Raw genomic sequence first — 19,686 nt, 5'->3', positions numbered from 1 at the left:
GGGGATACCCATTCATGACAAGTGCACCAACTATCAATAAGCCGATCGTCAAAAAAGCGGTGAACTGGAACCGGCCGGATGATGATTTTACAATAACGTTCTGGAATCAAAATATTATGCAATTTTGGACAGATGAAGAGATTCCGCTGTCTGATGATAAAATGTCCTGGATTACCCTGAGTAACGTGGAACGTGATCTCTATATGAAGGTGCTTGGCGGCTTGACTTTGCTAGATACGATGCAAGGCGGCGTTGGAATGCCTAAGATCCTTGAGCATGTTGATGGGTTGCAGCGTAAGGCTGTACTTAGCTTCATGGGGATGATGGAGCAGATCCATGCAAAGTCTTACAGTTCGATTTTCACTACCCTGTCTACGACAGAAGAGATTAACGAGCTGTTCCAATGGGTGGAGCGCAATCCACACTTGCAGTTTAAGGCGAACAAGATTTCACATTACTATGAAAATATTAATACGACCAAAGAGCTGTATTTAGCAATGGCTTCTTCTGTTTTGCTGGAAAGCTATTTGTTCTATAGCGGATTCTATTATCCTTTGTACTTGGCTGGCCAAGGTAAAATGACGAGCAGTGGCGAAATCATTGACTTGATCTTACGCGATGAGAGCATCCACGGGTTGTACATAGGCGTGTTGGCACAAGAGGTTTACGCGGAGCTAAGCCCTGCCGAGCAAGATGAGGCATACGCGACATTGTGTGCGCTGTTGAAAGAGCTTCACGCGAATGAAGAAGGCTACACGGATAGTCTGTACGGACCGCTGGGTCTCGCTGACGAAGTGAAAGCATTCCTTCGCTACAACGCGAATAAGGCGTTTATGAACTTAGGCGTTGAACCGATGTTCCCGGAAGAGGAAATCAACCCGATTGTATTGAACGGACTGAGCACGAAGACGAAGCAGCATGACTTTTTCTCCAAAAAAGGCAACGGTTATGTGCGCACGATTCACGTTGAGGCTCTGATGGACGATGATTTTGTATTTTAGGTAGTACGTATATAGAGGAAGAATGAACCACTCAGCGATTGCTGGGTGGTTTTTTTTGAGTAGAAGAGAGGTAGAAGTGTGTGGTCAGTGGAGAAAGGTTGGTGTCTAGTTCAGTCTCAAGGCTGATATACTGCGTAACAATGTTATGTTAGACTGAAATGGCAAAGGAGGGATGTACGTTGGATGCAGAATTGATATCGAAGAAAGAGCTTCTCGAGCTAACGGGCATATCTTATGGGCAATTATACCGTTGGAAACGCAAAAATTTAGTACCCGAGGAATGGTTTATACGTAAATCTGCGTTTACGGGGCAGGAAACATTCTTTCCAAAAGGGCAGATGCTGGCGCGTATAGATAAAATTATAAATATGAAGGATGATTTATCACTGGATGAATTAGCGGATGTGTTCTCTATCGTGCCAAGTGATATGAAAATAGATAAATTAGAGCTAATTAAACGAAACATTGTTTCTCAGCAAACAATAGACTACGCATCTCCATTTTTGGGAGGGACCGCGGTATACAGCTTTGAAGAAACGTTGTTTCTGTTCCTACTAGAGGATTGCTTGCGATCCGGTGAAATGAGCATCGATGAAGGGAAATACTTGCTTTTGACGATGAAAGAGCAATATGCCAAGTTCGAAGGCAAGCCTTGTGATCTGATTTTTATACGTAAGATGGGCTTGACGTTATTTCTACTCGTTACGACAGGCAGTGAATTGTTTTTCGAGCAAGGTGTGAAGGTCGTACTCCGCGTGCAGGTGGCGAAGAAGATTGAAGAACTGAAGCTGAAAATAACGACAACGTGAGGAGGCGGCAACGATGCAAATAGCAGAATCGAAGCGTAATCTGATAATTTCGGGCATAGGTTCTTCGAATGGAGGGGGCTTTCGTACGGTTAAAATCGACGGCATTGGTCGTCTGGAAGGGGACGTAATATGCTCCGTTTTTACGCTAAATGGGCGAGCAGAAGTGAATGGCAATATTACATCTGAAACGGCTGAAATGAATGGTACATTAACGATTCAGGGGGATCTTAAAGCCAATCGAACCCGAATTCATGGCAAAGTCAAGATTGAGGGCAATTACGCGGGCGAGAGCCTTGAAATACATGGTGCTTCAACGATAGTCGGCAACTGTGAAGTGGAGAAGTTTAACGCCAATGGGAATCTGCAAGTTGGTACGCTGAATGCAGATACGATCCTTGTTACTCTGCATGGCTATTGCAAAATCGCAGAGATCGGCGGAGAGCGGATCCAAATACGTAAGCAACGGGGTATTAGTTTGGCACGTTGGTTGAAGATCCTGCCTCTGGCCATCGGTAATCATTTGACGGTTCAAACAATCGAAGGCGACCATATTTACTTGGAGCATACAACTGCAGATGTAGTCAGAGGAGCAGATATTACAATCGGACCTGGCTGTGAGATTGGACTCATCGAATATACGGCAAAGCTTGAGCAAGATAAGCGATCCAAGGTGAAACGCAGTGAAAAAGTGTAGCGAAGAGAGGAGGTTTAAGGTACAATGGAAATATATGCAAACAAACGTTCGCAATTCGGCAATTTGAAGATTACGGGTAGCTCCACCGCGGTAGGAGGTCTCTACGATCGAGTGAAAATTGTTGGAGAAGGCATCATTGAAGGCGATACGAAATGCCAGCTACTGAAATGTGTCGGAACATTAGAGATGGAAGGTGATTTGCAGGCAAGCGAAGCGGGCGTTGTAGGCACTTTTGCATTGACGGGAAATATTCGAAGCGATACAATGAAAAATTCGGGGACGGTGAGTATCAGTGGTGATGCAGAAATCGGCTCACTTACTGGATCAGGGACGATTGAAGTGAAAGGCCACATGCAAGGTACCAAGATCGCGCTTAAAGGCCATATAGCTGCAGGAGGGGACTGCGAAGTCGATGTGTTTAATCTGAAGGGGATGTTTGATGTTGGCGGACTGCTCAATGCAGGAGAAATGGACATCAGGCTTTTCCAAGATTCAACGGCGAAGGAGATTGGCGGAGAGAAAATTAGAATTCGCAAAGCGAGTTTGCTTCATCCTTTTAGCTTGTTCTTCAGACCCTCGCCGCATGCCAAGGTAACGGTATCGGTTATTGAAGGGGATGATATCTATGTGGAGCACACGAGAGCGAAGGTTGTTCGCGGCAACGAAGTTGTCATCGGTCCTGGTTGTGAAGTTGATCTGGTAGAATACAAGGTACACCTAGAGAAGAAGAAGGGTGCCATTGTGAAACAATCACGCAAGTTGTAATAAGCCAGTAAGTTTAAAGTGTAAAGGCGAAATCAAATCGTAAAGGAATGTGTAAGAATGACGAGTTCAAATAATAAAGTAGGCTTCGTCTTAGCAGGTCTACTCTTAGCCATGTTAATGGCGTCCATGGATAATACAATTGTTGCGACAGCGATGGGAACCATTGTTGGAGATCTTGGCGGGCTGGATAAGTTTGTATGGGTTACATCCGCCTATATGGTTGCTGAAATGGCAGGTATGCCGATTTTTGGAAAGTTGTCCGATATGTTCGGGCGTAAACGATTTTTCATTTTTGGATTAATTGTATTCTTAATTGCCTCCATCTTGTGTGGTACGGCAGAAAGCATTGTACAGCTTAGTATCTACCGCGCGCTACAAGGAATCGGTGGCGGTGCGTTGATTCCAATTGCGTTCACGATCATGTTTGATACGGTACCAGTTGAACAACGCGGGAAGTTAGGCGGTTTATTCGGTGCGGTATTCGGTTTGTCCAGTATTTTCGGACCGTTGCTTGGCGCATATATTACGGATTACATTAACTGGCATTGGGTCTTCTATGTCAATATTCCTCTTGGTATTTTGGCCTTGATTTTTATTGCGATCTACTACAAAGAATCACCGATTCATACGAAGCAGAAGATCGACTGGTGGGGTGCCGTTACGCTTGTTGGTGCCGTTGTCAGCATGATGTTTGCCCTCGAGCTTGGTGGAAATAAATATGCATGGGATTCCAGCTTAATTATTGGACTATTTGCAGCTTTCACCGTGCTAACGATTTGCTTTATCATTATTGAAAGAAAAGTAATCGAACCGATTATTTCGTTCCCGATGTTTAAGAATCGTTTGTTTACAACGAGTAATGCCCTTGGTTTATTAAGCGGAATGGGCTTTATCACGGCATCTGTGTATATCCCGATTTATATTCAAGGGGTACTTGGCGGAACAGCAACGAACTCTGGACTCGTCTTATTGCCGATGATGGTAGGTTCTGTATTCTCAGCGGTAGGCGGCGGTTTCTTAATGAATAAGATGCCATACCGTAACATTATGATGATCTTTGTTGTGATTCTAGCCGCAGGTATGTTCATGCTGACACAGCTTGACCCCGATACAAGCCGCTTGTATGTGACAATGTGCATGATCGTCGTTGGTGTTGGGATCGGTGCGAGTTTCTCCGTTCTTTCCAATGCGGCGATCCATCACTTCGATCCGTCCCAGCGTGGTTCGGTGAATGCAACCGTGTCCTTCATACGTTCCTTAGGTATGACTTTAGGGATTACGTTATTCGGAATCATTCAACGGAATGATTTCACGGCGAAGCTCGAGGAGGTTTTCGCTGGAAGCGGGCAAGGGAACATGGCTGACAATCCAGCGTTTAGTGACCCTAGGGTGCTCTTGGCACCAGAAATGCGTGCCCAAATCCCTACACCTATCCTAGATAAAATTACAGCTGGTTTATCATCCTCGATTGCCTATACATTCATGTGGGCGCTGATTCCTACGGCTTTGGCTGTCGTAGCAGCGGTCCTCATGAGTAAAGAGCGTTTGACCGAATCACTGGAACACAAGCAAGCTGAGCAAGCCGCAGCAGACTTGAAAGGTCAATAGTAAGAAGCCTCATCCAAATAGGCTGAAGTACACCCCTTATCATCGTCATTGGAAAACCCCTTTTGGGTAAACTGATGACATTAAGGGGTGTATTTTTTTACCACATAAGAATTTATAAGTTTCCTATTCACGGAAGAACAAATTCTTATTGGCGATAAAAACTACATGTAAAACGCGGTCGCGCATCCTCGAAGGACATCGATAGAAGTTTTTCTCACTTAAAGAGAGGTTGTAGGCGGAATTCTGTATGGTAATATGGAGAAAGAAGAATTATTCCTACAAAGGAGTGGATGATATGCCACACACAAGACCTCCCTGTTAAGCCTTAGTAATTAGCCGTTCACGAGCACCTCCTTTCTTAGGTTGATACACGTCAATCTACGAAAAGAAAGGGGTTCTGAACATGGGTTTGATGTTAAATATACGGAAGTTATATGTGATACAATTTGTTTCCCATCTCATTCCTGCTTATGTCATTGAGAGGCTGTATTGGGAAGAACGGGGCATGACCATTCAGATGGTTGTGTACACAGAGATTATTTTCGCGATTACGATTGTTATTTTAGAAGTACCCACAGGCATTATCGCTGACAAATGGGGCAGAAAGCACATGCTCATAGTTGCGGCGCTCATGGGGTGCTGCGAGTTTCTAATATTAGTGTTTGCGACGGAATTCTGGCATTTTGCACTTGTAGTATTTCTAGCAGCAGTGGGACACTCAGCGAGTAGTGGGGCGGAGCAAGCCCTGCTGTATGACTCTCTCTTATCAGAGGGGAAAGAGGAATCTTTTGAGAAGATTCTGGGACGGCTCAATGCGCTAGACATTGTCTCTATCATGATTGCTGCGCTATGTGGAAGTGTTCTGGGAAGCCGCTTTGACTTTGAACTGAATTACTGGATTTCGCTTGGGAGCGCGGTGATTGCCCTGTGTCTGACGCTCACATTAGTTGAACCTCGTGTGGCAAAAGGAAACGAAGATGATGAGCAGCCGATTCCTATTCGTACCTTTGTGACGGCTTCGCTGCGCTTTTTTCGCGATCATCCAAGTGTGAGACTTGTGTTATTATCTGGCATGGTGACGGGTGCTGCGATTAGCTTTATTGACGAGTTCTGGCAGACCTACTTGGACAGGTTAGGCATTCCGGTCTTCTATTTCGGGATGTTCTCTGCAGCAATTTTCTTGCTCCGTCTGCCTGGTAATCTTCTGGCTTACTGGGTCAAAAGGTGGTTTAGCTACAGGTGCTTGCTTACCAGTGCAATTCTAGTGTTAGCGGTTAGTTTTCTGTATATTGCTCTAGTCAGAGACTATAGTGGATTGGCCGTGATAGGTTTTATATGCTTGTTCGCAGGGGTAATGGAACCGCTGACCGCTGGGTATTTGCATCATGGGATTGACTCGTCCATGCGAGCGACGCTGGGTTCTTTTCAGTCGCTGGGGGAGAATGCCGCGCTTAGTATGATCGGGATGGGATTCGGTTATTTTTCTGCAAAAATGGACATTTTTCGGTGGGTTTGGGTTTATTGCTGTGGTGATCTTTGTGTTCTTGATCTATTTCTCATTGGCAGCAAAAGGGAGACTCAAGCAATGAAACCGATGTTCATCTATGCCTACCCAAGCATGTGGCCTCGTCTGAGTTGGTTGCATGTGTGTGGTACGCAGAGAGTGGAGTCGACCGCCTTGTAACGATAAGGGTTGACGCAGAAGTTTGCTATTGTTGACAATAAAAACACCTTTCTTTGTTTGGCATCATGGAAGTATCCAACAACCATGCAAACAAAGAAAGGTGTGAAACCCTGATACTTAAGCGTATGACTCCTTACTAACAGGCTCAGTCAATTTATATCCGACGTTGCGGATAGTCATGATGTATTCCGGGTGACGTGCATTCTGCTCGATCTTATCACGGAGATGAGAGATATGGACATCAACGATGCGTGTATCCCCAAGAAAGTGATAGTCCCACACGCCGTGCAGCAGTTGTTGGCGACTAAGCACTTTCCCTCGATGCTTGCAGAGGAAAAGCAGCAGTTCGAATTCTTTCGGAGTTAGCTCGATAGGTGCGCCATTCATCGTCACTTCGCGTTGTTCTGCTTTGACAGAGATTTGGCCGATCGCAATCGGCGCTTCTTCCGTCGTAGAAGGCAGGGTCTGGATGCGGCGATGAATTGCTTGAATGCGAGAGACCAGCTCGAGCGGTGAGAAGGGCTTTGTCATGTAATCATCTGCACCATTGTCCAGACCGGCTATTTTATCAGTAAGATCTTGCATGGCTGTCAACATAATAATGGGAACGAGGTTATTCTGGCTTCTCAGCTTGCGGCATACCTGTAAGCCGTCCATCTTGGGCAGCATGAGATCAAGGACAATGAGGTCGGGGCGGAACGATTGAATCGCACCGAATACTGCTTCTCCGTCGAATACACAATGTACTTCGAAGCCGGCAAGCTTCAGGTTGAATTCAATAAGCATGGAGATGGAAGGTTCGTCATCAACAATTAATATTTTCTTTTTCATTGTTAGCAAGGCTCCTTTTAATGAAGGATAACTCTAGTATGACGTACCACTATCATCGCGATATTAAGATAAAGTTAACCCAGTGTTAAATTGCAATCGGGCACAGGTTATAATAGGATAGATAATGAGGTGAATGTATAAAGATGGCTTTTCATATTGTATTAGTAGAACCCGAAATTCCTGCAAACACAGGCAATATTTCACGCACATGTGCTGCAACAGGTGCTCATCTTCATCTAGTAAGACCCCTTGGCTTTGACACCGATGATAAGACGCTGAAGCGCGCTGGCTTAGATTATTGGCACTCAGTGAAGATTCACTATTACGATTCTTTCGATGAAGTGATGACGGCGTACGAAGGCCATAGATTCTTCTTTGCATCGACGAAAGCTAGCAAACGTTATTCGGATTTTGCTTTCCAAGATGGTGATTTCTTCGTGTTTGGTAAAGAGACCAAAGGCCTGCCAGAGGAGCTGCTGCGTCAGCATCCGGACACCTTAATCCGGTTGCCAATGTCAGATAACGTAAGATCATTAAATCTTTCTAACTCTGCAGCTATTATTTTATATGAAGGATTACGCCAAACGGGGTTTGTAGGTCTCGAGTAGGAAGACCGGCGTCCTATGTTTTTTGGTGCTCAGCCGACATTTTTGACAAGAAAAGAAAGTTTTTGGGGCTTTCGCAGAAGGAATTTTATAATTCACGGCGAATAGTATCGGTAAGCTCGATATGGAAAAGTTGGTCGATGTGAAATTGCCGGGAGTGTAGAAAACGTCTGGGAAAAGAGAGGTGAAGTCCTATGATGAAGCCAGCTGGAGTCGTACGTAAAGTCGATCAATTGGGACGAATCGTATTACCTAAATCGTTGAGAAAGCGATATCAAATGAACGAGGGAGATCCTGTAGAAATTCTAGTACAGGGTGACCATATCATTCTTGAGAGATATCGTCCGAAATGTGTGTTCTGCGGTAGCATGGAAAGTGTCAGTGAATTCAAAGAACGTTATATTTGCGGCGTTTGTGTAACTGAAATGAACCTGCTTAAGGCGAGAGCCTAGTAGTTAAAAAAAAGAAAAAGCATCGCTTCCTCCAATGGAGAAGGCGATGCTTTTTTTCTTGGCTTACAGGCCTTTTGTTTTGTCTTCGTTATAGGAAGCCGTCAACATAGCGACGATGAATAATAGGAAAACGGAATTAACGAGCCAAAATGTTGTGGATAAACCGAACATTGCTGCACCTCCTAAAAGTTTTCGCCAGAAAACTGACTTCGTAAGCATCCCCTATAGGGTTAAAGAACATAGTTAAGGCTTATTATACCCAACCATCTCCAAAAAAGAAACGAATATTGTGTGAATAATTTGGGTCATTTGAAAAACAAAAAGTTCGTAGCAAGCGGGCGGAGTCTACCATCCGATGGACGATTGATCACGCTTCCTCCCCAGACAAGCGTAGTCGAGCCGCCGCCATCCAAGTTATAAGCATCCACAACACCTAATTGCTGCATCTTATCCTGCAACTCAGCAAGCGTAGCGCCCGAATTGCCGCTCTCATCGTAGCCATCTGTAACAAGGAATAAGAGTTGGTCATGCTTATAGTTTGCCATCACGGTTCGTGCTGCTCTTGCTGGTGAGCTCTGCCATTGGTACGGAATGGACGTTTTGCTGCCATTCTTCATCAGTACAGGGACGAAGGTCGAACCCATCAACGGGTTCAGCTTATCGAGCTCTGACTGGGAGCTGAACTTGCCGCCGATCAGTTTACGTTCTTTGTTCAAGCCGATGAAGGCCGTGTCATTGTTGGTGGGGAAGAAGCCGTTGACATACTTCCCGTTCATCATGGTTGTGTCGAGCGGATAGCGTTTACCACGGTTATCGTCTGCGAAGCCGCCGGCATTAATGCCAACAACGGCGCCATAGCGCGAAGCTGCAGCCAACGTCGTTTCACTGGAGCCGAGCTTATCATTCCCCAATACGAGCTTGATCGCTTTATCGCTTTTGAGGTTCACTTTAAGAGCATAACCTGAATAATGTTTTTCATTCAAAGCGAACAGCTGAATGTCGATATTGCCAGATGTGGCCTGGCGGATTGGACTGCCAAGCTTGGCTGTAATCCGTGCATCATAGATAAGTCCGGGTTTGGCGATTTGGGAAGTCGCGCTTTGGAGCATGGCTGTTACTTCTGCCGTGCTTTTCTCGTACAGCTGGAAGTACTGCTGAATAATGGTTTTTGTTTGGACCGCATCATTATTCGCTTGCGTCAACAAGCCGTTTAGCATAGTTGTCTCTTGCGCAAGATTGATCGGTGTCGAAGCAACTGGAGACTTCACTGGAATGGAAATATGCAGGGAGACGAAGAGCAGCCAAATCAGCATCCCTAGGAAAGGGGCGCAGGCCAGCAACATAAGACGATTGATTTGCTGTATCGAATTCGCTGTCATTATTTCAACACATCCAGATTTTTGGTCAGCTCATCCAATTTCTTCTTCACGTCAGCGAGCTGGGTATAAAGTTGATTACTATTATCGGTCTTGCTGTTAGCGCTATCCTTGGTGAATGCCAGTAATTCATTCAATGAATCTACCTTGGCCTGCAAAGTCTTCATATCGGAAGATACACTATCTTTCAATTGAGAGACTTGATTCTGATAATCTTGTTGAATGACTTGTAATTGCTGCTGGGTTTGCTGTGCGATATCGGTTGATATTTGTTGCCTCAGATGCTCAGTGTACATCATCGTAGCTGTTACTCCGACTGCGATCAGCATGACCCAACCCACGAATAGGAAGACATACGTTTTCTTCTTGACCCTGGTTGCTTTCGACGTGCGGGGAAAAGAATTCGCCGTTGCGCTCTCAATGGGCATACTCATGAAAATCACCTCTTGCTACTAGTATAGCATATTCCATTATTTTCTCGGAACTTTAGATAGAATTCGCTGTTTTTCGATATTCACCGGGGGTCATGCCCGACATTTTTTTGAAAACCTTGCTGAAATACTTCTCATCTTGGTAACCAACCATCTCAGCAACTTGAGAAATGCGAAGATTCGGATTGCAGAGCAGCACTTTGGCCTTGCTCATCCGGATTTGACCTAAGTAATCAGAGAGATTGACGGTAAACTCCTGTTTGAACTTACGGGAGATGTACTCGCGGCTGAGATAGAAACGGCTGGCAATATCCGCAAGCGAAATATCTTCATGATAATGCTTTTCTAGAAAGCTGGCGATTTCAAAAATCACATTGTTATCTTTATGTTGGCTCTCCAGATGGAGCTTGGATACTTGTATAAGGCTGCGAGTCAGCTCTTGCTGCCAGAGTGAGAGGGACAATAGGCCTTTCTCGTCCAGCGTAATAATTGCGGCTGCGCTATCCTCAAGAAGCAACGGTTGGATGTCTTCCTCACGGCTATCTGGAACCAATTGCTGGATCCAGCGTCGCATCATAACCCGATATTCTCCCCACCAATGCTCAAGCTGCGCAGGGGTAATGACCTCACAACTCTTAATGGCATCCATCCAGATCTGAACGATATCCTGAATCTGCTCGACATTCCCGCTGCGAAGAGCTAGAAGAATTTGTTCTTCAAATTGGTAAAAAGTCAGCGTTTGCTGGGATCCCTTGCTCGGGATCCAATTCGTATGAATCCACGTTTCTTTGGTTGTCAGATTACGCTGCCGCAGTGCGTCTCGCGCCTCTTGATAGGATAGCTTCAATTGACTAGGGAAGTTGTGGCTGCTTCCTATCCCGAAATCTACGCGGGCATGCAAGGCGGTGCGAATACCATCATTAATCGTCACTAACAGTTCTTCTGCGCTGGATGGAGAAGACCATAAGAGAAGGATAATTTCATTCGAATTATGCAAATGCCGGAAGGCGTAGCCGCGCTTATGCGAAACAAGAAATTCGTTGCAAATATTAATCAGCGAGAATAGAAGAAGATCGATATTTTGACTGAATTTATTTTTAATGCTAGCTTCCATCGTATCTAGTGAAAGAATAGCAACACGGCAGGCAGTAACGGTTCTGGGTAAATGAAGTTCGCGCTCCAACTGGTCAGCCACGGGCTCATAGGTGCCAGGCTCAGCAATTAATGTTGAGAGCAGCTTGTCCCAGTAAATAGGTTTGAATTGATTTACCTCGATATTCAGCTCGCGATTCGCATGCCTCTGCTCTTCATCCTTGAGCCAGGTTTGAATGGCTTTGTCCAACGCTTCGTTCAACTGATCCGGATCAATCGGTTTCAAAATATAATCCGTTCCGCCATACTTCACCGTGTGCCGGAGTAAAGAGAAGTCGTCATGGCCGCTTATGACGATGGTCTTGGCATCAGGTGCATGGCGATGCAGCCACTCTAACAGCTTGACGCCATTCATGATGGGCATCATCATATCGGTCATAATAATCTCGGGATGTTCACTGCTCACCAGTGCAATCGCGGCTTCCCCGTCAGACGCTTCTAGTATGGTATCGATCCCGTATTGTTTCCAATTCACAAGTAATCGGATGGCATCGCGTACGTGCTTCTCATCATCTACGAGTAGTACTTTCATATGGGGTAACTCCCTTCTTCATCGGTATATGGATAACAATTCGCACACCTTGGGGATGGACATGGTCAATTTCCAAGGTTGCATCATCACTGAAATAAAGCTGGATACGCGTCAGGACGTTACGTAAGCCAATATAGGAATCATCTGCAACAGAGGGTGCTTTCAGTCGACTACGGACTTCAAGGATGCGTTGTTCCGTCATTCCAATCCCATTATCCGCTACGGTGAGCTTCAAGTAGTCTCCCTCAGGAGTTGTCAACTTCTCAGATTCGATGTGCAACAGACCAACGTCTTGCGAATGGCTAGGTTTGAAACCATGCTTGAAATAATTTTCGACAAGCGGTTGAAGAATCATTTTAGGAATAGAAAAGGCCCCAGTTCCTTCTTCAATCGCATAGACAATATCAAATTGGTGTTCGAAACGCTGCTTCTGAAGCTCCAAATAAGCTTTAATATGATCGATTTCTTTGCGAAGAGGAACGACAGATTCGTTCGTGTTCATGCTGTAATGCATCATTTTCGCTAACGAATTAATGAGGGTGTAGATCTTAGGTGCTTCATGCTGCAGGGCTAATGTTCCGATCGATTGCAAGGCATTATTCAGGAAATGCGGATTAATTTGCGCTTGAAGTGCCATCAGTTGATTCGATTTATTGGCTAGCTCTAACCGATATTCGCGCATAACCATTTGATTCAAATCTTGCATAAGCCCATGGAAGCGGTTCGCGAGTATCCCCATTTCGTCAACCCGTGCCAACTCAATATCGCTCTGATGATCACCTAGACCAGCTTGTCCCGTTTGAATGCGTGTAATGTAACGAATTAATTGCTTAATAGGAGCCGTGAAACGAATACTAATATATACCGTTCCTGCCATGACGATTAGCATAGAGAACGAAAGAATAAGGGCATTAATGAAAGTCAATTGACGAGCATTCTTGGTGAGCTGTTCATACGGAAGACGTTTCACAATCGTCCAGTTCAGATAGTCTGTACGCATTTTCTCATACATATTAATTCCTGCAAAAGCACCTTTCGACCATTCATAGCTGCCTTTGTCAAGTGTACTGTGAACGGCTTCATCACCCCAATTACCGTCTAATGGAAGTCCCCATTTGCTTGGATCTGGACCGAACACGATACGTCCCGTTTCGTCTAATATGTAGAGTTCCTCTTGATCATGGGTGAATAAACCCTGAGAAATATCGGAAACGAGGTCCAAATTTAAATCAATAATAAGTTCACCAATAGATTGATTACTAGGCGAGTACATGATATTACGGTGCATAGAAATAACTGGCGTTGGGTTAGAATATGCAGAGAGTGACATGCCGTACAAATTGTTCACATGCTTTATTTCGAAATACACAAGCTTGCCCGCAGGGAACGGCTGCAATCCCTCATATTTACCAGCCATGCTCACTTGAATGTCATTGTGGGTAAGAAAAGAACTGTTGCTAACGGAGGCATACAGGTAAATTTGTTTGATTTCTTTAACCGAATGGGACATGACCTGCAGACCGCTTTTGATCACTTTATCGCTCTGATAGTTAATCTCGGGCTGCGTTTGAATGATCTCATAAAATTGGCCTAGCTCAGCAATATTCCTGCCTGTGTAAATGGTAGAGGAGGCTTGAACCACCCCATCCAAATAGTTCACGAGATTCGTTTTACCTTGTGAAAGTAGGGCGGAATTGTTGGTCAGCGTATCTTCTGTTACCTTCTGTTTGGTGAAGTAATAGGAGACGACAAGGGAGGTTAAGAAAGGTACAAGTGTGGCAATCAGCAAAAATAAGATCAATTTATTGCGAATACTGTGTCGTATCAGACTTCATCAGCTCGGTTTCTATAATGGGATTTTCCCCTACATTGTAGCAGGAGAGGTCAACAAATTCCACCTAATGCGTCACCATCGTCTGTGTTTTGGGGTACTGCGGCACTCTATACTTGGGGTATAGTAGCAGAATGGTAAGGGGGACTTCCCAGTGAAAACAAAAAGAATGCTTTCCGGATGGCTTCAGCAATGGGTATTTATCGGACCTGCGTTAGTCTTTTTTGGCATCGTGGTCTTGATTCCATTTCTGATGAGCATCTATTACTCGTTTACCGAATGGAACGGCGTAACAACCAAAGTAACCTTCAATGGACTTGAGAATTTCAAACAAATCTTATTCCATGATAAGGATTATCGCAATGCCTTTAACTTTACATCACGCTTGACCGTGACGAACGTGATTCTGACGAACCTCGTTGGCTTCCTACTCGCTTTACTGCTCACGCAAGCACTGAAAACAAGAAATGTATTGCGCACGATCTTTTTTATGCCAAACGTAATTGGGGGGTTATTGCTCGGTTTTATCTGGCAGTTTATCTTTGTCAAAGGGTTTGCAACTCTTGGAAATCTCACAGGTATCGGTTTCTTCGAACTGCCTTGGTTAGGTGATTCACCGACAGCTTTCTGGGCAATCGTGATCGTTAGTGTGTGGCAGGGCGCTGGATATCTCATGATTATTTACATAGCCGCCTTGTCGAATGTTCCGAAGGATATGCTAGAAGCAGCTTATATAGATGGCGCATCCCGCTTGCAAGTGCTGCGAAGCATCATCGTGCCACTTATTATGCCTGCCGTCACTGTGTGCTTGTTCTTGACGATCTCGTGGTCATTCAAAATCTTCGACTTGAACTTCTCTTTAACCAAAGGCGGACCGTTCAATTCCACAGAGTCGGTTTCCATCAATATCTACCAAGAAGCTTTCCGTAACAATCGGTATGGGTTAGGAACGGCCAAGGCTCTCGTATTCTTCATCGTGGTTGCCATCATTTCAACCATCCAAGTGATGTACACCAAGCGCAAGGAGGTTGAGGTCTAATGGCTACTGTGAAAAAGTATACAGGACGATTATTCGCCCTTGAAGTTCTGGGCATTCTAGTTGCGTTACTGTTCTTGATTCCGTTCTACTTTGTCATTGCGAATTCATTAAAGACATTTCCTGAATTAGCAGCGAATACGGCGAAACTGCCAAGCTCACTCTATCTAGATAATTACACCAAAGTGTGGAGCATTATGAAGTTCCCGAAGGCGTTCTTCAACTCCTTATTCATTACCGTTTTGGCTAATGTAGGGCTTGTGGTCATTTCCTCAATGGCGGCATATCGCATGGTGAGAAAAGCAAGTAAATTCAATAATCTTGTTTTCTTAGCATTCGTGGCTGCCATGGTTATTCCATTCCAGTCGATCATGATTCCGCTTGTTCGTGTAGCAAGCCAAGTGGGCTTTATGGATAGTAAGCTAGGATTGGTTGCCTGTTATTATGGATTTGGCGTTTCCTTAAATGTGTTCTTGTATCATGGCTTCATCAAATCGATTCCACTGGAAATTGAGGAGTCAGCCAAAGTAGATGGCAGCTCAGCATACGGCGTGTTTTGGAAAATTGTATTTCCACTGCTCAAGCCAATGTCGATTACCATCATCATTTTGAACAGCTTATGGATTTGGAATGATTATCTACTTCCATCTCTTGTCCTAGGCAATCCAGAGCTGCGGACCATTCCGCTAGCCACCTTCTCGTTCTTTGGACAATATACGAAGCAGTGGGATTTAGCTCTTGCAGGGTTAACACTCAGCGTATTGCCGATCGTCATTTTCTTCTTATTCTTGCAGAAGCACATTGTAGAAGGGATTACGGCGGGTTCAGTAAAAGGGTGACATAATTGCAAATATGTGCAAGATATTCCACCTTTATGTTCAATATACTCGGTGTTAAGCCAGGATGTAAGTGTTTACAATAAGTCATGTAAGGAAGTAAGCAAGCAAGGCAAGATCAAGTAAGCGAGTTCAAATGAGGATACAAGATAAAGGGAGGCATTACCTACATGAAAAAATTAACAATGGTTTCAGTGGCAGCAGTATTATCCTTATCCGTACTAGCAGCTGGTTGCGGGAAAAAAGAAGAGACAGCAAGTCCTGCTCCAACTACAGGTGCATCAACAGCGACAACAACGCCTGCTGCTAGCGGCAAGCCAGTTACCATTAAAATCTTCCAATTCAAAGTTGAGATCGCAGATCAGCTTGGTAAAATGGTGCAAGAATATCAGAAGCTGAATCCGAATGTCAAAATTCAAGTCGACACTGTCGGCGGTGGAGCTGACTACGGTGCAGCGCTACTTGCGAAGTTTAACGCAGGTGACAAACCGGATATCTTCAACAACGGTGGTTTCACAGACCTAGATAAATGGATCGATAACTTGGAAGATCTATCCGATCAACCATGGGTAAAAGATCTTGTTGATGTTGCGAAAGAGCCAATGACGAAGGGTGGAAAGCTATACGGTCAACCACTTAATCTTGAAGGATATGGCTTCCAATACAATAAAGATCTGTTTGCCAAAGCGGGCATCACAGAGCTTCCAAAAACGTTCTCTCAATTAGAAGCAGCGGCTAAAAAATTGAAAGATGCGGGAATCACTCCTTTTGAAACAGGATATGCCGAGTGGTGGGTACTTGGAAACCATTTCGTGAACCTTCCATTTGCTTATCAGAAGGATCCGAATGCTTTCATCGATGGCTTGAACAAAGGTACAGCGAAGATTACAGGTAACGAAGTGTTCAACCAATGGGCGAAATTGTTCGACCTGCAATTGCAATATGGCAACAAAAACCCTCTGCAAACCGACTACAATACTCAAGTAACGGATTTCGCAACGGGTAAAGCAGCTATGACGCAACAAGGTAACTGGACACAAGTTCAAATTACAAAAACAAACCCTGATATCAAAATTGGCTTCTTGCCAATGCCGATCAGTGATGATGCTACAGCGAACGATAAATTGTTCGTAGGCGTACCGAATAACTGGGTTATCAACAAAAACTCGGCAGTTAAAGACGAAGCTAAGAAATTCTTGAACTGGATGGTTAGCTCCGATATCGGTAAGAAATATATCACAGACGAATTCAAGTTTATCCCTGCTTTCAAATCCATTCCTGCTGACGAGAAAGTACTTGGACCATTAGCAGCAGACATTATCGCTTACAGCAAAGCTGGCAAAACATTGAGCTGGAACTGGTTCAAATTCCCAGGTGGAGAAGCATCCAGTAAGAAATTCGGCGATATCATGCAAGGTTATGTTGCTAAGAAGTATACAAAGGATCAAATGTTGGAAGAATTCCAGAAAACATGGGATAGCCTTAAGAAGTAACCCGAATCTAGACGTACATCAAGCCTCAGCGCCAATGCTGAGGCTTTTTGCTGTTTAACAGATGTGGCAATGGCTGTTACAATGAAGAGGACTGGGGGTTTACCATGAATTTTACTATTAGAGCTTGGCTGCGGGGTACAGGGAATATCACCATGCCACGTGAGAAAAGATTGTCACGCGAAGCTGTCATTTCTTTACTTATTCATTCCATTTTTCAATTTGGTGCTTCCATGTCAGGGGTGTTTCTCAATTTATATTTGTGGCGGTTAACGCATAGTGTTGTCGTGAATGGAACCTACAGCATGATCGTGTACATCCTAACACCAATAGGGTTCGCCATTGGCGGGTATATGATTAAGAAGAAGGATCGTATGGTAGCGTACCGTCTAGGTATCGTACTGATTGGTCTCTTCTATTTAAGTGTGAGCATTGCTGGGGAGCGGTTGGTCGATTATTATGTGCTTTTTGCCATATTTAATGGATTAGCTGGCGCTTTCTACTGGGTGGGCTATTTAACACTGATGTATGATGTGTCGACGGAGCAGAATCGGATTCGGTATCTCGCTTTCAATATGATGTTCTTCACGGCGGCTACGCTTGCAGGACCAGCACTTGCTGGTTTCATCATTCGGTTGAAAGAAGGCTTAAGCGGATATACCATCGTCTTCTCCATTGCTTTCTTCATGTTCCTGTTGGCCGCGATCATTTCTATGAAAATTAAGGCGTCAGGCGGGCATCATCGTGTGTATTATTTGAAATACACAGGACTTATTATGAAGAAAAAGCAAGAGTGGTCGAAAGCGCTGCTTGGCTTCTTTGGTATGGGCTTGCTCCAAGGTACGATGTTGTTTCTACCAAACATTCTCTTATTCAAAGTACTGCCGCGGGAAGATTTGGTCGGCTATCTTGGTGTCCTTTATTCGAGTTTAAGTATCGTCATGGGGATCTTTATTTCAAAGTACGCGAACGCGGGCAGGGCAAGGATGTATTTGACCATTTCGACAGCGGGTTACCTCGTTGGGGTCACTTGTATTATAGGAAGTTTAAATGTGTGGTCTGTGGTCGGCTTTATGATTCTGTACTCCATCTTTGCTCCGCTGCAAGGGAATACCATGACGGGTTACTATTATAGCCTCATTGCGAGACTTCCTCTTAAGGGGGAATTAAAGGTCGAAAGCGTAGTCGTTCGGGAATTTTTCTTAAATGTGGGGCGGGTTATTTCCATTCTTGCGCTCATTACCTTTGGCAGCGATTTGGATAGCGGACTTATTCCATGGATCCTGCTGTTTGCCGCTTTGACGCAATTTGGCTTGATCTGGTCGATCAAGAATCGATAGGCATGCTCGTTCAGCACACGCCAGTCTAGTCTGGGAATTCAAAAACACCCAGTGTAGGCAGTTGCTATTGTCCTTTTCCCATTCGAATAGCCGGTACAAGGTTATATTTCTTGTGAAACGCTACCGTATAAGAAGGACGGCGTAGACGTTTTTCTTTAACAACCTCTAAAAGGATGATTGTGCCAGAATTCGGTTATCCTAGAAGGTAGTGAATTGGAGAAGAGGGGCATTGTGCAAATGGAGAAAGTAGATATTCTGATCGTCGGAGGAGGCATTGCAGGGCTTCAAGCGGCGATACAATTAGGTAGATATGAACATAAGGTACTTGTGGTTGACGCAGGTTACGGCCGTTCTACCCTATGCAAGAGCTATCATAATATTCTAGGTTGGCCAGATGGAATATCGGGGGAAGAGCTGCGACGATTAGGCAGGCTGCAAGCTGAGCGATTAGGGGTTGCTTTTGTTCAAGATGAAATTGTGCAGGCTGTCGCCAAAGAAAGAATCGGTGATGGCTTCGAGCTATGGGGCAAAAGTGGCCGAGGCTATGAAGCGAGGACGCTTCTGCTGGCAACAGGTTTAATGGATCGGATGCCTGAACTCCCGAACCTCAAAGAATGTTTGGGCTTAACCGTATACGTGTGTCCCGATTGCGACGGCTATGAGATCAAGGATCGACATACGCTAGTGATGGGCTCAGGTGATGCAGGGGCAGCTATGGCTATTAAGCTTCGTCATCGAACCGAACACATGACGTATGTGAATCACCAACATCGAGCTGTGAAGAGTGAGCTTCTTATGGAAATGAAGAACAAAGGCATTACCTATATAACAGAAGATCTTGCAGAAATTGTAGTCGATTCACCGGGTCAATTCAAGGGAGTGGTGCTTCGAGATGGCAGTCGCCTAGAAGCGGAACGAGGCTTTATTGCTTTCGGGGGGAATGAAGTGAAATCGGATCTGGCTCGTCAGTTGGGTGCAGAACGCATGGAGAATCGGCATGTGATGACCGATCCTCGCAGTAAAATGACGAGTGTTCCGTTCGTCTGGGCGGCTGGTGATGTTGGCGTTCATGCGGAGCAAGTGACGATCGCGATGGGCGAAGGTTCACAGGCGGCCATTTGGATCAACAAGGCGCTGCTAAGAATGAATGAAGAGGCGAATGTGCATCTGGTTGTGATAAGGTCTTAGGAAGGCATCCCGCTGAAAAAGTAAG

18 protein-coding genes are annotated in these 19,686 nt (G+C 44.8%); 13 read left to right on the top strand and 5 right to left on the bottom strand.

Annotation, left to right across the window (positions count from 1 at the left end; translation table 11 throughout):
• Nucleotides 1-14: 14 nt before the first annotated feature.
• From nrdF to ASG89_RS32000, 6 genes are all read left to right on the top strand, one after another.
• Nucleotides 15-1,001, top strand: coding sequence for a class 1b ribonucleoside-diphosphate reductase subunit beta (nrdF, locus tag ASG89_RS32025; protein ID WP_057315393.1), 987 nt, complete (start codon nucleotides 15-17; stop codon nucleotides 999-1,001).
• A gap of 179 nt (nucleotides 1,002-1,180) precedes the next feature.
• Nucleotides 1,181-1,810: a YhbD family protein gene (locus ASG89_RS32020; protein WP_057315392.1), complete on the top strand. Its 630-nt coding sequence runs from the start codon at nucleotides 1,181-1,183 to the stop codon at nucleotides 1,808-1,810.
• Nucleotides 1,811-1,823: 13 nt separating this feature from the next.
• On the top strand, nucleotides 1,824-2,504 hold the full coding sequence (locus ASG89_RS32015; RefSeq protein WP_057315391.1) for a polymer-forming cytoskeletal protein: 681 nt from the start codon (nucleotides 1,824-1,826) through the stop codon (nucleotides 2,502-2,504).
• Between the two features lie 24 nt (nucleotides 2,505-2,528).
• Complete coding sequence (locus ASG89_RS32010; protein WP_057315390.1) at nucleotides 2,529-3,269, top strand: hypothetical protein; 741 nt, start codon at nucleotides 2,529-2,531, stop codon at nucleotides 3,267-3,269.
• A 57-nt stretch (nucleotides 3,270-3,326) separates the two neighbouring features.
• Nucleotides 3,327-4,877: an MDR family MFS transporter gene (locus ASG89_RS32005; protein ID WP_057315389.1), complete on the top strand. Its 1,551-nt coding sequence runs from the start codon at nucleotides 3,327-3,329 to the stop codon at nucleotides 4,875-4,877.
• A gap of 403 nt (nucleotides 4,878-5,280) precedes the next feature.
• The gene (locus tag ASG89_RS32000; protein WP_082593740.1) at nucleotides 5,281-6,561 is read left to right on the top strand and encodes an MFS transporter; all 1,281 of its coding nucleotides are present in this window, start codon (nucleotides 5,281-5,283) and stop codon (nucleotides 6,559-6,561) included.
• Between the two features lie 117 nt (nucleotides 6,562-6,678).
• Here the strand turns inward: ASG89_RS32000 and ASG89_RS31995 are convergent, their stop codons facing one another.
• Nucleotides 6,679-7,392 (bottom strand): response regulator transcription factor, encoded by a 714-nt coding sequence (locus tag ASG89_RS31995; RefSeq protein ID WP_057315388.1) that lies wholly within the window; start codon nucleotides 7,390-7,392, stop codon nucleotides 6,679-6,681.
• Between the two features lie 143 nt (nucleotides 7,393-7,535).
• Between ASG89_RS31995 and trmL the strand changes: the two genes are divergently transcribed.
• Complete coding sequence (trmL, locus tag ASG89_RS31990) at nucleotides 7,536-8,000, top strand: tRNA (uridine(34)/cytosine(34)/5-carboxymethylaminomethyluridine(34)-2'-O)-methyltransferase TrmL (RefSeq protein ID WP_057315387.1); 465 nt, start codon at nucleotides 7,536-7,538, stop codon at nucleotides 7,998-8,000.
• A gap of 194 nt (nucleotides 8,001-8,194) precedes the next feature.
• Nucleotides 8,195-8,449, top strand: a complete 255-nt coding sequence (locus ASG89_RS31985; protein ID WP_056624765.1) for an AbrB/MazE/SpoVT family DNA-binding domain-containing protein — start codon at nucleotides 8,195-8,197, stop codon at nucleotides 8,447-8,449.
• A 305-nt stretch (nucleotides 8,450-8,754) separates the two neighbouring features.
• Here ASG89_RS31985 and ASG89_RS31980 read toward each other — a convergent pair whose 3' ends face one another.
• Genes ASG89_RS31980 through ASG89_RS31965 form a run of 4 tightly spaced genes read right to left on the bottom strand, consistent with a single transcriptional unit; the run spans nucleotide 8,755 to nucleotide 13,741 of the window.
• The gene (locus ASG89_RS31980) at nucleotides 8,755-9,828 is read right to left on the bottom strand and encodes a phosphodiester glycosidase family protein (protein ID WP_057315386.1); all 1,074 of its coding nucleotides are present in this window, start codon (nucleotides 9,826-9,828) and stop codon (nucleotides 8,755-8,757) included.
• A complete protein-coding gene (locus ASG89_RS31975) occupies nucleotides 9,828-10,259 on the bottom strand; it encodes a hypothetical protein (protein ID WP_057315385.1) in 432 nt (143 codons plus the stop codon). The genes ASG89_RS31980 and ASG89_RS31975 overlap by 1 nt, the downstream gene beginning before the upstream one ends.
• 52 nt (nucleotides 10,260-10,311) lie before the next feature.
• On the bottom strand, nucleotides 10,312-11,940 hold the full coding sequence (locus ASG89_RS31970) for a response regulator (RefSeq protein WP_057315384.1): 1,629 nt from the start codon (nucleotides 11,938-11,940) through the stop codon (nucleotides 10,312-10,314).
• Nucleotides 11,918-13,741: a sensor histidine kinase gene (locus tag ASG89_RS31965; protein WP_057315383.1), complete on the bottom strand. Its 1,824-nt coding sequence runs from the start codon at nucleotides 13,739-13,741 to the stop codon at nucleotides 11,918-11,920. Before ASG89_RS31965 ends, ASG89_RS31970 begins: the two co-directional genes overlap by 23 nt.
• Before the next feature lie 199 nt (nucleotides 13,742-13,940).
• On the opposite strand from ASG89_RS31965, the gene ASG89_RS31960 reads away from it, so the two are divergent.
• The 5 genes from ASG89_RS31960 (at nucleotide 13,941) to ASG89_RS31940 (ending at nucleotide 19,661) form a co-directional block, all read left to right on the top strand.
• Nucleotides 13,941-14,810 carry a carbohydrate ABC transporter permease gene (locus ASG89_RS31960; protein WP_057315516.1) on the top strand — a complete coding sequence of 290 codons (870 nt, stop codon included), beginning with the start codon at nucleotides 13,941-13,943 and terminating at the stop codon, nucleotides 14,808-14,810.
• On the top strand, nucleotides 14,810-15,646 hold the full coding sequence (locus ASG89_RS31955) for a carbohydrate ABC transporter permease (protein WP_057315382.1): 837 nt from the start codon (nucleotides 14,810-14,812) through the stop codon (nucleotides 15,644-15,646). Before ASG89_RS31960 ends, ASG89_RS31955 begins: the two co-directional genes overlap by 1 nt.
• Nucleotides 15,647-15,813: 167 nt before the next feature.
• A complete protein-coding gene (locus ASG89_RS31950) occupies nucleotides 15,814-17,136 on the top strand; it encodes an ABC transporter substrate-binding protein (RefSeq protein WP_057315381.1) in 1,323 nt (440 codons plus the stop codon).
• A 104-nt stretch (nucleotides 17,137-17,240) separates the two neighbouring features.
• Nucleotides 17,241-18,473, top strand: coding sequence for an MFS transporter (locus ASG89_RS31945; protein ID WP_057315380.1), 1,233 nt, complete (start codon nucleotides 17,241-17,243; stop codon nucleotides 18,471-18,473).
• 237 nt (nucleotides 18,474-18,710) lie between these two features.
• On the top strand, nucleotides 18,711-19,661 hold the full coding sequence (locus ASG89_RS31940; protein ID WP_057315515.1) for an NAD(P)/FAD-dependent oxidoreductase: 951 nt from the start codon (nucleotides 18,711-18,713) through the stop codon (nucleotides 19,659-19,661).
• Nucleotides 19,662-19,686 lie beyond the last annotated feature (25 nt).

The sequence above is a fragment of the Paenibacillus sp. Soil766 genome, from assembly GCF_001428105.1.
Lineage (GTDB): Bacteria > Bacillota > Bacilli > Paenibacillales > NBRC-103111 > Paenibacillus_E.
The sequence above is the reverse complement of the archived record's forward strand: the minus strand, read 5'-3'. Positions and strand labels throughout refer to the sequence as shown.

Coding starts and splice junctions, on each gene's coding strand:
- ASG89_RS31945 (WP_057315380.1), top strand. CDS start 17,241: ATGAATTTTACTATTAGAGCTTGGCTGCGGGGTACAGGGAATATCACC.
- ASG89_RS31955 (WP_057315382.1), top strand. CDS start 14,810: ATGGCTACTGTGAAAAAGTATACAGGACGATTATTCGCCCTTGAAGTT.
- ASG89_RS31960 (WP_057315516.1), top strand. CDS start 13,941: ATGCTTTCCGGATGGCTTCAGCAATGGGTATTTATCGGACCTGCGTTA.
- ASG89_RS32015 (WP_057315391.1), top strand. CDS start 1,824: ATGCAAATAGCAGAATCGAAGCGTAATCTGATAATTTCGGGCATAGGT.
- ASG89_RS31985 (WP_056624765.1), top strand. CDS start 8,195: ATGAAGCCAGCTGGAGTCGTACGTAAAGTCGATCAATTGGGACGAATC.
- ASG89_RS31980 (WP_057315386.1), bottom strand. CDS start 9,828: ATGACAGCGAATTCGATACAGCAAATCAATCGTCTTATGTTGCTGGCC.
- ASG89_RS32010 (WP_057315390.1), top strand. CDS start 2,529: ATGGAAATATATGCAAACAAACGTTCGCAATTCGGCAATTTGAAGATT.
- ASG89_RS31950 (WP_057315381.1), top strand. CDS start 15,814: ATGAAAAAATTAACAATGGTTTCAGTGGCAGCAGTATTATCCTTATCC.
- ASG89_RS31995 (WP_057315388.1), bottom strand. CDS start 7,392: ATGAAAAAGAAAATATTAATTGTTGATGACGAACCTTCCATCTCCATG.
- ASG89_RS32000 (WP_082593740.1), top strand. CDS start 5,281: ATGGGTTTGATGTTAAATATACGGAAGTTATATGTGATACAATTTGTT.
- nrdF (WP_057315393.1), top strand. CDS start 15: ATGACAAGTGCACCAACTATCAATAAGCCGATCGTCAAAAAAGCGGTG.
- ASG89_RS32005 (WP_057315389.1), top strand. CDS start 3,327: ATGACGAGTTCAAATAATAAAGTAGGCTTCGTCTTAGCAGGTCTACTC.
- ASG89_RS31970 (WP_057315384.1), bottom strand. CDS start 11,940: ATGAAAGTACTACTCGTAGATGATGAGAAGCACGTACGCGATGCCATC.
- ASG89_RS31975 (WP_057315385.1), bottom strand. CDS start 10,259: ATGAGTATGCCCATTGAGAGCGCAACGGCGAATTCTTTTCCCCGCACG.
- ASG89_RS31940 (WP_057315515.1), top strand. CDS start 18,711: ATGGAGAAAGTAGATATTCTGATCGTCGGAGGAGGCATTGCAGGGCTT.
- trmL (WP_057315387.1), top strand. CDS start 7,536: ATGGCTTTTCATATTGTATTAGTAGAACCCGAAATTCCTGCAAACACA.